General features: G+C 61.9%; 12 protein-coding genes. 6 read left to right on the forward strand and 6 right to left on the reverse strand.

Annotation, left to right across the window (positions count from 1 at the left end; translation table 11 throughout):
* Positions 1-429 (forward strand): Hpt domain-containing protein, encoded by a 429-nt coding sequence (locus JC607_RS01760; RefSeq protein ID WP_198835231.1) that lies wholly within the window; start codon positions 1-3, stop codon positions 427-429.
* A gap of 9 nt (positions 430-438) precedes the next feature.
* Here JC607_RS01760 and ilvA read toward each other — a convergent pair whose 3' ends face one another.
* Positions 439-1,686: a threonine ammonia-lyase IlvA gene (ilvA, locus tag JC607_RS01765; RefSeq protein WP_198835232.1), complete on the reverse strand. Its 1,248-nt coding sequence runs from the start codon at positions 1,684-1,686 to the stop codon at positions 439-441.
* Positions 1,687-1,845: 159 nt separating this feature from the next.
* On the opposite strand from ilvA, the gene JC607_RS01770 reads away from it, so the two are divergent.
* Entirely contained in the window at positions 1,846-3,078 is a 1,233-nt protein-coding gene (locus tag JC607_RS01770; RefSeq protein ID WP_198835233.1) for an argininosuccinate synthase, read from the forward strand.
* Positions 3,079-3,147: 69 nt separating this feature from the next.
* Here JC607_RS01770 and JC607_RS01775 read toward each other — a convergent pair whose 3' ends face one another.
* Positions 3,148-5,403: an NADP-dependent malic enzyme gene (locus JC607_RS01775; RefSeq protein ID WP_198835234.1), complete on the reverse strand. Its 2,256-nt coding sequence runs from the start codon at positions 5,401-5,403 to the stop codon at positions 3,148-3,150.
* Positions 5,404-5,532: 129 nt separating this feature from the next.
* Between JC607_RS01775 and mutS the strand changes: the two genes are divergently transcribed.
* Positions 5,533-8,160, forward strand: coding sequence for a DNA mismatch repair protein MutS (gene mutS, locus JC607_RS01780; protein WP_198835235.1), 2,628 nt, complete (start codon positions 5,533-5,535; stop codon positions 8,158-8,160).
* Between the two features lie 65 nt (positions 8,161-8,225).
* Here the strand turns inward: mutS and JC607_RS01785 are convergent, their stop codons facing one another.
* Both JC607_RS01785 and hrcA read right to left on the reverse strand, forming a co-directional pair.
* The gene (locus tag JC607_RS01785; protein WP_198835236.1) at positions 8,226-8,765 is read right to left on the reverse strand and encodes a nucleotide exchange factor GrpE; all 540 of its coding nucleotides are present in this window, start codon (positions 8,763-8,765) and stop codon (positions 8,226-8,228) included.
* Positions 8,766-8,806: 41 nt separating this feature from the next.
* Entirely contained in the window at positions 8,807-9,877 is a 1,071-nt protein-coding gene (gene hrcA / locus JC607_RS01790; protein WP_198835237.1) for a heat-inducible transcriptional repressor HrcA, read from the reverse strand.
* 144 nt (positions 9,878-10,021) lie between these two features.
* Here hrcA and rph point away from each other — a divergent pair, with 144 nt between their 5' ends.
* Genes rph through hemW form a run of 3 tightly spaced genes read left to right on the forward strand, consistent with a single transcriptional unit; the run spans position 10,022 to position 12,515 of the window.
* Positions 10,022-10,738: a ribonuclease PH gene (rph, locus tag JC607_RS01795; protein WP_198835238.1), complete on the forward strand. Its 717-nt coding sequence runs from the start codon at positions 10,022-10,024 to the stop codon at positions 10,736-10,738.
* On the forward strand, positions 10,735-11,346 hold the full coding sequence (gene rdgB / locus JC607_RS01800; RefSeq protein WP_198835239.1) for an RdgB/HAM1 family non-canonical purine NTP pyrophosphatase: 612 nt from the start codon (positions 10,735-10,737) through the stop codon (positions 11,344-11,346). The genes rph and rdgB overlap by 4 nt, the downstream gene beginning before the upstream one ends.
* Positions 11,343-12,515: a radical SAM family heme chaperone HemW gene (gene hemW / locus JC607_RS01805; protein WP_198835240.1), complete on the forward strand. Its 1,173-nt coding sequence runs from the start codon at positions 11,343-11,345 to the stop codon at positions 12,513-12,515. The genes rdgB and hemW overlap by 4 nt, the downstream gene beginning before the upstream one ends.
* On the opposite strand, the gene JC607_RS01810 is transcribed toward hemW, so the two are convergent.
* Both JC607_RS01810 and JC607_RS01815 read right to left on the reverse strand, forming a co-directional pair.
* Positions 12,516-13,403 carry a ParB/RepB/Spo0J family partition protein gene (locus tag JC607_RS01810; RefSeq protein ID WP_198835241.1) on the reverse strand — a complete coding sequence of 296 codons (888 nt, stop codon included), beginning with the start codon at positions 13,401-13,403 and terminating at the stop codon, positions 12,516-12,518.
* Positions 13,404-13,425: 22 nt separating this feature from the next.
* A complete protein-coding gene (locus JC607_RS01815) occupies positions 13,426-14,211 on the reverse strand; it encodes a ParA family protein (RefSeq protein ID WP_198835404.1) in 786 nt (261 codons plus the stop codon).
* Positions 14,212-14,215 lie beyond the last annotated feature (4 nt).

The raw sequence follows: 14,215 nt of genomic DNA on the forward strand, positions 1-14,215 counted from the left end.
ATGGCCCTGATCACCCCTGCGGCGGGTCCGGTTGCCGCGCCCCGTCTTGCTGGCTCCTGCCATGGCAGCTGTGATCCTGCGCCCGATTTCGACCATCTGATCGACATGACGCGCCTGGAGGAGCTGATGGATGAGATCGGCTGCGAAGACCTTTCTTCGATCACCGATCTTTTCCTCGATGAGACTGACGCTGTGATCACCCGCGTCATCAGCTCCGGCAACGGGCCGCAAATGGCCGAAGATCTGCACTTCCTGAAAGGCTGCGCGCTGAATCTCGGCCTCAGGGCGCTGGCCGGGATCTGCCACGACGCCGAACGCTGCAATGCCTGTGGCCAGACCTCACCGTTGAATCCGGTGATTTTCCTTGCGGTCTATGATGCCTCGAAACTGGCATTGCTGGCCGCGCTGGACGAGGAGGCTATCAGATAAAAGTGGCGGTCAGATAAGGAACTCGGCCAGTGCCTCGTCATCGGTGATGTCACGATAGGCAAAGCCGGCCGCATCCATACGCGCCGTGAACGCATCGAAATCGCCGTGCTCTTTGGTTTCGATCCCGATCAGGATCGAGCCGAAATTCCGCGCCGACTTCTTCATATATTCAAACCGGGTCACGTCATCATCCGGGCCCAGCATCGACAGAAACTCGCGCAAGGCACCGGGGCGCTGCGGCATTCTCAGGATGAAATACTTCTTCAGCCCGGCATAGCGCTGCGCGCGTTCCTTGACCTCCGGAAGCCGTTCGAAATCGAAATTGCTGCCCGAAGTGACACAGACCACCGTCTTGCCACGGATCTGACCGGCAAGTTCCGGCAGCACATCGATCGACAGCGCCCCGGCGGGTTCCAGAACGATCCCCTCGACATTCAGCATCTCGAGCATGGTGATGCAGACCCGGTCTTCGGGCGCCAGCAGCACCTGATCGGGTCTGACATGTTTCAGCCGCTCCCAGGTCATCTGACCCAGTCTCGCCACCGCCGCCCCATCAACAAAACTGTTCACCTTTGCGAGCTTTTGCGGCCCGCCAAGGCGCACCGCCTCGGCCAGACAGGCGCCGCCCAGAGGCTCGACATAGCGGAAATCGGTCTGCGGCGAGACCGCATGCAGATAGGTCGTCACCCCCGCGGCAAGCCCGCCGCCGCCGACCGGCACCACGACAAGGTCCGGCATCCGGCCCAGTTGTTCCAGCATCTCGACGCCGACACTGGCCTGGCCCTCGATCACATCCGGATCGTCGAAAGGCGCCAGAAAATGCGCGCCGCGTTCAAGGCAAAAGGCCTGCGCCGCCGCGAGCGTCTGATCGAAATAGTCGCCGGTCAGCACGATCTCGACATTCGGCCCGCCAAAGATCCGCGTCTTGTCGATCTTTTGCTGCGGTGTCGTCACCGGCATGAAGATGATGCCGTTCACCCCGAAATGCCGGCAGGCAAAGGCCATGCCCTGGGCGTGATTGCCGGCACTCGCGCAGACGAAATTCATCTGATCCGGCTGCGCCACCCGCATCTTGCGCATCGCATTGAAGGCGCCCCGCAGCTTGTAGCTGCGCACCGGCGTCAGATCCTCGCGTTTCAGCCAGATATCGGCCTCATACCGCGACGAGAGATGCTCGTTGCGCTGAAGCGGCGTTTCAGGGAACAGCTGGCGCAACTCATGCGTGGCGGCTCTGGCGGCTTGGGCAAAATCGGTCATGACAGTGGCATGCCTCAAGGCGCGATGTTGCGCAAGATCCGTCCCGCGCCGAAAAGCCGGGTTACTAAGGCCAGGTGGCCCCCGGGATGACGCGGCCTCGCTTGCCCTTCCCCAGGTTTCCCGCTAATCGCGGGCGAAACCGGATATGGAGCCCGTCCCATGAAAAAGCCCAGCAAAGTCGTGCTTGCCTATTCGGGCGGCCTCGACACTTCGATCATCCTCAAATGGCTGCAAACCGAATATGGCTGCGAAGTGGTGACCTTCACCGCCGATCTCGGCCAGGGCGAAGAACTGGAACCGGCGCGCCAGAAGGCGCTGCTGCTGGGGATCAAAGAGGAAAACATCCACATCCTCGACCTGCGCGAAGAATTCGTCCGCGATTTCGTCTTCCCGATGTTCCGCGCCAATGCGGTCTATGAGGGGCTTTACCTGCTTGGCACCTCGATCGCGCGGCCGCTGATCGCGAAGCATCTCGTTGAGATCGCTCAGGCCACCGGCGCCGATGCCGTGGCACATGGCGCGACCGGCAAGGGCAATGACCAGGTCCGGTTCGAGCTGGGCGTTGCGGCGCTTGATCCGTCGATCCGGGTGATCGCGCCCTGGCGGGAATGGGATCTCTCCTCCCGCACCAAACTGCTGGAATTCGCCGAGGCGAACCAGATTCCGGTCGCGAAAAACAAGCGTGGCGAGGCCCCCTTCTCGGTCGACGCGAACCTGCTGCATACCTCGTCCGAGGGCACCGTGCTGGAAGACCCGGCAATTGAAGCACCCGATTATGTCGCCTCGCGCATTGTCGCGGTGGAAGACGCACCGAACACTCCGGAATTCATCGAAATCACCTTCGAAAAGGGCGATCCGGTTGCACTGAATGGCGAGGCGCTGTCGCCGGCCACCATGCTGACCCGGTTGAACGAACTGGGCGGCAAGCACGGCATCGGCCTGCTCGATTTCGTCGAAAACCGGTTCGTCGGGATGAAATCGCGCGGCGTTTACGAGACCCCCGGCGGCACCATCCTGCTGGAAGCCCATCGCGGTATCGAACAGATCACGCTCGACAGCGGCGCGGGTCACCTCAAGGACTCGATCATGCCGCGCTATGCCGAGCTGATCTATAACGGCTTCTGGTTCTCGCCGGAGCGCGAGGCGCTGCAGGCCCTGATCGACAAGACCCAGGAGCATGTCTCTGGCACCGTGAAGCTCAAGCTTTACAAAGGCGTCGCGCGCACTGTCGCCCGCTGGTCGGATCACACGCTCTATTCCGAGAAGCACGTCACTTTCGAAGAGGATGCCGGCGCTTACGATCAGAAAGACGCGGCAGGCTTTATCCGTCTGAACGCGCTGCGCCTGCGGCTGATCGCCACCCGCAACGCGCGCGTCGCGAAAAAAGGCTGATTGCCGGTTTCAGTGCGGGACCGGTAAGGCCCCGCACTGACTGAACTTTCTGGGTCGGGCCAGAGGTCCTTACCCCACCTTACAGGCCGCCATCACCGCCATATTCAGGATGTCATTGACGGTGGAGGAGGTCGAACAGATCTGGATCGGCTTGTTCACGCCCGACAGGATCGGCCCGATCACCGTGGCGCCTGCCATTTCCTGCATCAACTTGACCGAGATCGAGGCCGAATGCCGCGCCGGCACCACGAGGATATTCGCGGGCCCGGTCAGGCGGCAGAACGGATAGGCCGCCATCTGATCTGTGTTCAGCGCGACATCGACGGTCATTTCGCCATCATATTCGAAATCGACGCCGCGCCGGTCCAGCACATCGACAGCCCGATGCATCTTGGTCGCGCGCTCCGACACCGGATAGCCAAAGGTCGAGAAGCTGACGAAGGCCACGCGCGGGTCGACCCCCATCGAGCGCGCCACGCCGGCGGCGCGTGTCGCGATGGTCGCCAGATCCTCTTCATCGGGCCATTCATGCACCAGGGTATCGGTGATGAAGACGATGCGTCCCTTATGCAGCAGCGCTGTCACCCCCACCGCGCCATCGACGGCTTTCGCGTCGAACACATTGTTGATCAGCGACAGCACATGCGCTGATTTCCGCGTCGCCCCCGTCACCAGCCCATCGCCATGGCCATGTGCGAGCATCAGGGATGCAAACACATGCCGGTCGCGTGCCGCAATGCGGTGAATATCCTGGCGATCATGTCCCTGGCGTTGCAGGCGTTTGTAAAGAAAGTCCTTATACTGATCGAGATGGCGCGAATTGGCGGCATTCACCACCTCAAGCTCGCGCACCGCGTCGCCCAGACCGGCCGTCTCCAGCTTTTCGCGCACATCCGCCTCGCGGCCCACAACCAGCGATTTCCCCAGACCAGACCGCTGCCAGGCCACCGCCGCGCGCAGGACACGCGGGTCATCGCCTTCGGCAAAGATCATCCGCGCCTGGGCCTGGCGCGCCCTTGCATGCAGGCCCTGGAGGATGGTCGCCGTCGGGTCCATCCGCGCCTTCAGGCTTGCCTCATAGGATTTCATATCGATGATCGGGCGGCGCGCCACGCCTGTATCCATCCCGGCCTTGGCCACCGCCGGCGGCACGACATAGATCAGACGCGGGTCAAACGGCGTCGGAATGATGTAATCGCGCCCGAAGGAAAGCTTGCGCCCATAGGCCATCGCGACCTCGTCAGGCACATCTTCGCGCGCCAGTTTCGCCAGCGCCTGGGCACAGGCGATCTTCATCTCGTCATTGATCGCCCGGGCATGGATATCCAGAGCGCCCCGAAACAGATAGGGGAAGCCCAGCACGTTATTGACCTGGTTCGGGTAATCTGAACGCCCGGTCGCCACGATGGCATCAGCGCGCACCGCATGGGCCTCTTCCGGCGTGATTTCGGGATCGGGGTTTGCCATGGCGAAGATCACCGGGTTCTCCGCCATCGAGGCGACCATCTCGGGCGTCACAGCCCCTTTGGCCGAAACGCCCAGGAACACATCCGCGCCGATCATCGCCTCTTCGAGGCTGCGCGCATCGGTCTTCACGGCATGGGCCGATTTCCACTGGTTCATACCCTCGGTCCGGCCCTGGTAAATCACGCCCTTGGTGTCGCACATGATGCAATTCTCATGCCGCGCGCCCATGGATTTCAACAGTTCCAGACAGGCGATCCCGGCGGCCCCTGCCCCGTTCAGAACGATCTTCACGTCCTGAATCTTCTTCCCCGAAATCTCCAGCGCGTTGATCAGCCCCGCCGCGCAGATCACCGCTGTGCCATGCTGGTCATCATGGAAGACCGGGATATCGCAGATCTCTTTCAGACGCTGTTCGATGATAAAGCATTCCGGCGCCTTGATATCTTCAAGGTTGATGCCGCCAAAGGTCGGTGACATCAGCTTGACCGCCCTGATGATGTCATCCGCGTCTTCGGTATCAAGCTCGATATCGATCGCATTCACATCGGCAAAGCGTTTGAAAAGAACCGCCTTTCCCTCCATCACCGGCTTCGAGGCCAGCGCGCCAAGGTTCCCCATCCCCAGAATCGCGGTTCCGTTCGAGATGACGGCGACCATATTCCCTTTGACCGTGTAATCATAAGCCGTCTCGGGCCGGTCGGCGATGGCCTGGACCGGTATCGCAACCCCGGGCGAATAGGCCAGCGACAGATCGCGCTGCGTCGCCATTGGCTTCGACGCTGTGATCTCGTATTTCCCCGGACGCGGCTCGAAATGATAAGCGAGGGCTTCTTCCGGCGTGGTTCTGGAACGGGTCATTTGCGGGCCATGGTGCGAATTAAAGTTACTTTGCACATGCCTTGTCACGCATGAAATGAAAAGCCCGGATGACGGCCTTTTCGTCACGCCTTCGTTTTTGTAGGGTCGGCGCCGAAGCCCGGGGGAACCATGTCAGACGAAACCGTCACGCCAATGATGGCGCAATATCTCGAGATCAAAGCGCAGAATCCTGGGGCTTTGTTGTTCTACCGGATGGGCGACTTCTACGAGATGTTCTTTGACGACGCTCTGGCGGCGTCCGAGGCGCTGGATATCGCGCTGACCAAACGCGGCTTCCACAAGGGCGAGCCGATTGCCATGTGCGGCGTGCCCTATCACGCCGCCGAAGGCTATCTGCTGACGCTGATCCGCAAGGGCTTTCGCGTCGCCATTGCCGAACAGCTGGAAGACCCGGCCGAAGCAAAGAAGCGCGGTTCGAAATCGGTTGTGAAACGCGATGTAGTGCGGCTGGTAACGCCCGGCACCCTGACCGAGGATTCCCTGCTCGAAGCGCGGCGCCACAATTACCTCGCCGCCTATACCGCTTTGCGCGATGAGGGCGCGCTGGCCTGGTGCGATATCTCGACCGGCGAGTTCCGGGTCATGCCCTGCGCACTGGCGCGTCTCGGGCCAGAGCTGGCCCGGCTTGCGCCACGTGAACTGCTGGTTCCGGATGAGGAATCGACCGAAATCGCGAACCTGGTGACTGATTCCGGTACTGCGATGACGCCGCTGGCCCGCGCGAGTTTCGATTCCACCGGCGCCGAAAAGCGGCTTTGCGCGCTGTGGCAGGTCAGTTCTCTGGAAGGGTTCGGATCGTTTACCCGCGCCGAAATCGCGGCGATGGGCGGGCTGGTCGACTATCTTGACCTGACGCAGCGCGGCCGCCTGCCGCTGTTGCGCCCGCCGATCAAAGAACTGCCCGGCGGCACGATGCAGATCGACGCCTCGACCCGGCGCAATCTTGAAATCACCCAGGCACTCTCGGGCGGGCGCGAGGGATCGCTGCTGGCCGCCATCGACCGCACTGTGACCGCCCCCGGCGCGCGCCTGCTGGAGCGCCGCCTCTCCTCGCCCTCGCGCGATCTGACCACGATCCGCAGCCGCCATGACGCTTTGCGCGCGCTGCTGGATAAAAGCCGGCTCCGCGAAGATCTGCGCGACGACCTGCGCCGCGTGCCCGATATGGACCGCGCACTGTCGCGCCTTGCGCTGGATCGGGGCGGCCCGCGGGATCTGACCGCGATCCGCGCCGGCCTGACCCAGGCCCTGAGCCTGACCGGCAAACTGAACGACCTGCCCGATCTGCTGAGCGAAGCCTCGCAGGCGCTCACCGGCCATGAAACCCTGGTCGGCCTGCTGGATCAGGCGCTGGTGGCCGAGCCGCCGCTGCTGGCCCGCGATGGCGGGTTTATCGCCACCGGTTTCGACCAGGAACTGGATGAAACCCGCCAGCTGCGCGACGAAGGCCGGGGCGTGATCGCCGGAATGCAGGCGCAATATTCCGAGCATGCCGGTGTGCCGGCGCTGAAGATCAAACATAACAACGTGCTGGGCTATTTCATCGAGGTCACCACAACGCATGAGGAAAAACTCCGCGCCCATCCCGACCTCTTCATCCACCGCCAGACCACGGCCGGTCAGGTCCGCTTTACCACGGTCGCGCTGTCCGATCTGGAAACCCGGATCCTGAACTCATCAAACCGGGCGCTGGAGCTGGAAAAACGTCACTATGAAAGCCTGAAACGCGCGATTCTCGATCAGGCCGGCCCAATAGGCGCCACAGCGCGCGCCCTGGCCGAAATCGACCTCTGCGCAGGCTTTGCCGATCTCGCCGCCGAGGGCGACTGGACAGAGCCAAAGGTCGATGACAGCCGCGCCTTCCTGATCGGGGGCGGACGCCATCCGGTGGTTGAACGCGCCCTCAGACGCCAGGGCGGGCAGAGCTTTGTCGCCAATGACTGCGACCTGACCACCGGCAATTCCCCGGCGATCTGGCTGCTGACCGGCCCGAATATGGCGGGTAAATCGACCTTCCTGCGCCAGAACGCCCTGATCGCGCTGATGGCTCAGGCCGGCAGCTTCGTCCCGGCCCGCGCGGCCCATATCGGCCTTGTCAGCCAGCTTTTCAGCCGCGTCGGAGCGTCAGACGACCTCGCGCGGGGCCGCTCGACCTTCATGGTCGAAATGGTAGAAACCGCCGCCATCCTGAACCAGGCCGATGATCGCGCCCTGGTCATCCTGGATGAGATCGGCCGTGGCACCGCCACCTGGGATGGCCTCTCCATCGCCTGGGCCACGCTGGAGCATCTGCACGAAATCAACCGCTGCCGCGCGCTCTTCGCCACCCATTACCACGAAATGACCCAGCTTTCCGCAAAGCTCGACGGCGTCGAAAACGCCACCGTCTCGGTGCGCGAATGGGAAGGCGAGGTGATCTTCCTGCATGAAGTCAGGCGCGGCGCCGCCGACCGCAGCTACGGCGTCCAGGTCGCCCGTCTCGCCGGTCTGCCGCCCTCGGTCATCGAACGCGCAAAAACCGTCCTCGAAGCCCTTGAACAGGGCGACCGACAGGGCAGCAAACAGGCCGCCCTGATCGACGACCTCCCCCTCTTCCGCGCCGCGCCGCCGCCCGCACCGCCCAAAGCCGCGAAAGAAAGCGAGATCGAGGCCCGCCTGAAAGATATAAGCCCCGACCAGCTCACGCCGATCGGGGCCCTCAATCTGGTCTACGAACTCAAAGCCCTGCTGAGCTGACTTCCTCCTGACCGAAATACTCCGGGGGTGTGGGGGCTGGCCCCCCCCCGCCCGGAGCCAAAAGCTCAGGCCGCAGCAGAGGACACGCCAACCTGCGCCGGACGCAGCAGCCGGTCATGGAGCATAAAGCCTTCGGTCATCACCTGGATGATCTGCCCGGCTTTGGTACCCGGCACCGGCGCCTCAAACATCGCCTCATGCATCTGGGGATCAAACAGATCACCAATCGCCGGCGACACCGCCTTCACCCCATGCTTATCCATCACCTTGGACAGCTCGCGCAGCGTCAGCTCGACCCCTTCGATCAGCGCGCTCGACGCAGCACGGCTTTCTTCCGGAATGGCCGCAAGCGCGCGGTTCAGGTTGTCATAGACCGGCAAAAGATCCCGGGCCAGCCGCGTGCCGCCATATTGCTCGGCCTCGCGGCGGTCCCGGTCGGCCCGTTTGCGCGAATTCTCGGCATCCGCCAGGGCGCGCATGAACTTGTCGCGGAACTCGTCACGTTCAAGACGGAGCGTCTCCAGCTCGTCAAGCGACATCTCTTCATATTCCGGCAGATCGCCCGCCTGGCCGTTTTCCTGGGCGGCGTTGTCTTCCTGCGCCATGACCACTCCTCAAGTCTTTCGGGCCTCAGCCCCTTTTCACTTCAACCGCGTCCGCGATCGGAAACCATCCGACCGACGAGCTGCGCCGTATAATCGACAATCGGCACAACCCGCCCATAGTTCAGTCGGGTCGGTCCGATCACGCCGACGGCACCGATAATCTTTCGCTCGGCGTTCATATAGGGGGAAACGACCAGACTTGAACCCGAAAGTGAAAAGAGTTTGTTTTCCGAGCCGATGAAGATGCGCACCCCGTCGCCCTCATCCGCAAGTTCCAGAAATTCCGCGATATCGCGCTTGCGTTCGAGATCGTCGAAAAGATTGCGGATCCGGTCGACATCCTCGGATCCGGCGCTTTCCAGCAGATTGGCACGGCCGCGCACAATCAGCCGCTCGGACGAGAGGCCCGCATTCTCCCAGACCGCCAGCCCGCTTTCGACAAGCTCGCGCGCCAGAACATCAACCTCCTGGCGACGGGCCGCAACTTCGGCGCGGATATGCTGGCGCAGATCCGAAAGCGTCCGCCCGCCCGCCATGGCATTGAGGAAATTTGCAGCCTCGCGCATCGAGGACGGTGTTTGCCCGGGCGGCGGATGGAACAGACGGTTCTCAACCTGGCCATCGGCAAAGACCAGCACCACCAGCGCCCGGTCTGCCGAAAGCGAGACAAATTCGATATGCCGGATCGGCGCCGATTCATGCTTTGGCGTCATCACGATACTGGCGCCCCCGGTCAGGAAGGAAAGCGCCGCCGAAACATGGTCGAGCGCCATACCGACATCGTGATCCTCGCCGCTGAGCGTCGCGTCGATCCGCGCACGGTCGGCCTGATCCACCGTTCCGACCTCAAGAAAACCGTCGACAAACAGCCGCAGCCCCTGCTGCGTCGGAATCCGCCCCGCCGAGATATGCGGGCTGTCGAGCAGGCCGAGAAATTCCAGATCCTGCATCACATTGCGGATGGTCGCGGCCGAGATCTGTTCGCTCAGACTGCGGGTAAGCGTGCGCGATCCAACCGGCTCACCGGTTTCAAGATAGCCTTCGACGACGCGCCGGAAAACTTCGCGCGATCGGTCACTCATTTGCTGCAGCAGCTCTTTTCTGTCCGCCATTACATCCCGGCCCGCCTTTCATTTGACTTAAGGACCAATAGCACCCGCCGTCAATGCGCCAGCCCCCTGTGATGCCTGGTGATCAGGGTTGCATCCGGCGCCTGCCCGCGCATATCTGACCGCAAATCTTTGAAAGGATCAGTTATGCGCCCCTCTGGAAGAGAGCTCGACCAACTTCGCACGGTTTCCATTGAAACCGGGGTTTCCCTTCACGCCGAGGGCTCCTGCCTGATCCGGATGGGAAATACCCATGTGCTTTGCACCGCCTCGATTGAAGACAAGCCGCCGCCCTTCCTGCGCAACACCGGCATGGGCTGGGTGACGGCGGAATATGGCATGTTGCCGCGGTCCACCCATACCAGATCGCGCCGCGAGGCGGCTGCAGGCAAACAATCCGGCAGAACACAAGAGATTCAACGGCTTATCGGTCGCAGCCTGCGCGCGGTCGTGGACAGGCAAGCGCTTGGGGAACGTCAGATCACCGTCGATTGCGATGTGATCCAGGCCGATGGTGGCACCCGCTGCGCGGCCATCACGGGCGGCTGGGTCGCGCTGCGCCTTGCAATGAACAAGCTGATGCAAAAGGGCCTCGTCACCGGCGATCCGCTGCTCGATCATGTCGCGGCTGTGTCCTGCGGCATCTATGCCGGCCAGAATGTGCTGGATCTGGACTATGACGAAGACTCGGCTGCCGGAACTGATGGCAATTTCGTGATCACCGGCAAGGGCAAGCTGGTTGAGGTTCAGGCCTCGGCAGAAGGTGCGCCTTTCGCGGTCGAAGATCTCACCGTGCTGCTCGGCCTTGGTCTGAAAGGCACTGCCGCTCTGGTCGAAGCACAGAAGAAGGCCATTGGCGCATGACCCGCAAATTCACCGGCGACCAGCTTGTGATCGCGAGCCACAACAAGGGCAAGCTGGAGGAATTCGCGACATTGCTGGCGCCGCTCGGCATCCGTTGCGTTTCCGCAGGTGAGTTTGACCTGGATGAGCCGGAAGAGACCGAGGACACATTCGTCGGCAATGGTCGGATCAAAGCGCATTATGCGGCAAAGGCCACCGGCCTTCCCGCGCTGGCTGATGATTCCGGCCTGACGATTGATGCGCTGGACGGGGCTCCGGGTGTCTACACCGCTGACTGGGCAGAAACCCCGCATGGCCGTGACTTCGGCATGGCGATGGAAAAAACCTGGGCCCTGCTGGAAGAGCGCGGGGCGCCCGCCCCGCGTCAGGCCCAATTTCGGTGCACTCTGGTTCTTGCCTGGCCCGATGGACATGATGAAATCGTAGATGGCAGCTGCGCCGGAGAATTGATCTGGCCACGCCGGGGTCTTGACGGCCATGGCTACGACCCCATGTTTCAACCAGACGGCTACGCACAGACCTTTGCCGAGATGACGGCCGATCAGAAGAATGCGATCAGCCACCGCGCGCGCGCCGTCGCGGCTATGATGGAAAAGTGTTTCACGTGAAACAAACACCCGCAGAAGACTGGCAAGAGGGGGGCTTCTCCCTCTACCTTCACTGGCCCTTCTGCAAGGCAAAATGCCCCTATTGCGATTTCAACAGCCATGTACGTGCAAGAATAGATCAGGCCGAATGGAAAGAGGCCTATCTGAAAGAGCTGGATCGCGCCGCCACGGAAACCGGAGGCCGCATTCTCCGCTCGGTGTTTTTCGGCGGCGGCACACCTTCCCTGATGGATCCCGATACGGTTGGTGCGATTCTGGATCGGGTCTCGCGACATTGGCGTATAACCAACGATTTCGAGGTGACACTTGAGGCGAATCCGACCTCTGTAGAGGCGTCTCGTTTTGCATCCTATCGGCTGGCGGGCGTAAACCGTGTCTCACTCGGCCTTCAGGCGTTGAATGATCACGATCTGCGGCGCCTTGGGCGGCAACACAGCGCCGCCGAAGGGCTGGCCGCGCTGGATCTCGCCCGCAGCCTTTTTGACCGAACCTCCTGTGATCTGATCTATGCCCGTCAGGATCAGGATCTCGCCTCCTGGGGCGATGAGCTGCGCCAGGTCCTGGCGCGCGGGCCTGACCATATCTCGCTTTACCAGCTGACCGTCGAGGAGGGCACGGTCTTTGCCAGGCTATATGACGCCGGAAAGCTCCGGGGTCTTCCGGATGAAGACCTCGCAGCAGATATGTATGATCTGACCACAGACATCTGTGGCACAGCCGGTTTGCTTGGGTATGAAGTCTCGAACTATGCCCGACAGGGCTGTGAATCCCGGCACAATCTGACCTATTGGCGCATGGGCGACTATCTCGGCATCGGCCCGGGGGCACATGGCCGCCTCACTCTGAACGGCCAACGCGTGGCAACCCTCGCTCATAAATCACCTGAGCTCTGGCTGGAAGCCCTGAGGAAGACAGGCAAGGGAGAAGTTCCACGTGAAACAATCAGCCCGCAGGATCAGGCGCTGGAATATCTGATGATGTCGCTGCGGCTGAGCGAAGGCATGTCACTGCCCCGCTACGCCAGGATGCTTGGACGTCGGCCGAACAGCGAAAAGCTGGAAACCCTGCAGAAGGATGGCTTCATCACCCTGCAGGATGATCGTCTGACAGCCACCGCGACCGGCCGGCTTTTGCTCAACCGGCTGATCCTGGAGCTGTCAGAAGCCTGATCAGTCGCGGGCCAGACCCGATGGCCCGGAAGACAGCAGCTGGCACAGCAGGTCCAGCTCTTCCAGATCGCGATAGGAAATAACCAGGCTGCCGCCCTGCCCCTTGTGATCGATCCGTACAGTCATCCCAAGCTGCGCCGACAAATCTCCCTCCAGCGCGCGCGTATCGGCATCTTTGGTGCTCTCCCGCGCGCTCACCTGCTCTGACGGCGTCGATCTTGTCGGTTCCAGGGCCTCACGGGCGAGCTTTTCAGTCTCCCGCACCGAAAGGCCGCGCGCGATCACGGTCTGGGCCAGCCGCAAAGGGTCTGGCGCTGTGATCAGAGCCCGTGCATGACCTGCCGACAGCGCGCCCTCGCGCACCATCTTTTGCACGTCACCGGGCAGGTTCAGCAACCGAAGCAGATTGGTCACATGGCTACGGCTTTTCGACAGCGCCTCGGCCACCTTTTCCTGAGTATGACCAAAGCGATCAATCAGCTGGCGCAGACCCAGAGCCTCTTCGATCGCATTGAGATCCTCGCGCTGAATATTCTCGATAATCGCGATTTCCAGCACTTCGGTATCATCAAGCTCACGGATCACCACCGGAACTTCATGCAGCTGAGCGATCTGCGCCGCGCGCCAGCGCCGTTCGCCGGCAACGATCTCGTAGTGATCGCCTTTGACCCGCACGACCAGAGGCTGGATAACCCCCTTCTGCCGCAGTGAATCTGCCAGAGCCTCCAGCGCCGCCTGGTCGAAATCTTTGCGCGGCTGCTCCGGGTTCGGCTGCAGCTTTTCGACCGGCAACCTGGTGTCCGCCCGCCGCGGCCCCTCACTCTCGGGGCGCAAATTCACATCCGACATCAATGCCGAAAGACCACGACCAAGCCCTTTGCGTTCCATGCTCTGCCTCTTCTTCTTGTTGTCAGGACCGCAGTTTAGCGGCAATTTCCCCGGCCAAAGACCGATAGGCCTCGGCACCGCGCGAGGTCGGATCATATTCCGTCACCGGCTTGGCGAAAGAAGGCGCTTCAGAAAGCCGCACATTGCGGGGAATGATGGTGCGAAACACCATATCGCCGAGGTTCTCGCGCGCATCAGTCTCAACCTGCTGTGCCAGATTGTTGCGCCCATCATACATCGTCAGAACAACGCCCTCAATCCGAAGATCCGGATTCGCCGAGCGCCGCACATCCCGCACCGTCAAAAGAAGCTGCGAGAGCCCCTCAAGCGCGAAAAACTCGGCCTGAAGCGGCACAAGCACCGAATTCGCCGCCACAAGCGCGTTCACCGTCAGCAAAGACAGCGAAGGCGGACAGTCAATCAGCACGACATCAAAGCCCATCGCCTCGATATCCGGGTGGCGCAAAGCGTCATGCAGCAGAAAACTGCGCTTTTCATTGGCAACGAGGTCGATATCGGCCGAGGCCAGATCGGAGTTCGCCGGGCTGATCCACAGATTATTCACCGATGTGCGCTGAATAATGGCGTTCGGTGCCCCATCCGACAGAATCAGGTCATATGTCGTCAGTTTGCGATCATTCGTCGCGACCCCGAGGCCCGTCGAGGCGTTGCCCTGAGGATCAAGATCGACCAGCAGGATCCGCAGGCCCCTTTCGGCCAGGGCTGCCGACAGGTTTATCGCGGTCGTGGTCTTCCCAACGCCGCCTTTCTGGTTGGCGACGGCGATGACATGCGCCGGAAAGGGCATGGCG

It is taken from the genome of Paracoccus sp. IB05 (assembly GCF_016405985.1).
Classification (GTDB): Bacteria; Pseudomonadota; Alphaproteobacteria; order Rhodobacterales; family Rhodobacteraceae; genus Pseudogemmobacter.

Bases quoted from the DNA above. Each gene is read 5' to 3' on its own strand.
- JC607_RS01760 (WP_198835231.1), top strand. From the start codon at position 1: ATGGCCCTGATCACCCCTGCGGCGGGTCCGGTTGCCGCGCCCCGTCTT.
- ilvA (WP_198835232.1), bottom strand. From the start codon at position 1,686: ATGACCGATTTTGCCCAAGCCGCCAGAGCCGCCACGCATGAGTTGCGC.
- JC607_RS01770 (WP_198835233.1), top strand. From the start codon at position 1,846: ATGAAAAAGCCCAGCAAAGTCGTGCTTGCCTATTCGGGCGGCCTCGAC.
- JC607_RS01775 (WP_198835234.1), bottom strand. From the start codon at position 5,403: ATGACCCGTTCCAGAACCACGCCGGAAGAAGCCCTCGCTTATCATTTC.
- mutS (WP_198835235.1), top strand. From the start codon at position 5,533: ATGTCAGACGAAACCGTCACGCCAATGATGGCGCAATATCTCGAGATC.
- JC607_RS01785 (WP_198835236.1), bottom strand. From the start codon at position 8,765: ATGGCGCAGGAAGACAACGCCGCCCAGGAAAACGGCCAGGCGGGCGAT.
- hrcA (WP_198835237.1), bottom strand. From the start codon at position 9,877: ATGGCGGACAGAAAAGAGCTGCTGCAGCAAATGAGTGACCGATCGCGC.
- rph (WP_198835238.1), top strand. From the start codon at position 10,022: ATGCGCCCCTCTGGAAGAGAGCTCGACCAACTTCGCACGGTTTCCATT.
- rdgB (WP_198835239.1), top strand. From the start codon at position 10,735: ATGACCCGCAAATTCACCGGCGACCAGCTTGTGATCGCGAGCCACAAC.
- JC607_RS01810 (WP_198835241.1), bottom strand. From the start codon at position 13,403: ATGGAACGCAAAGGGCTTGGTCGTGGTCTTTCGGCATTGATGTCGGAT.
- JC607_RS01815 (WP_198835404.1), bottom strand. From the start codon at position 14,211: ATGCCCTTTCCGGCGCATGTCATCGCCGTCGCCAACCAGAAAGGCGGC.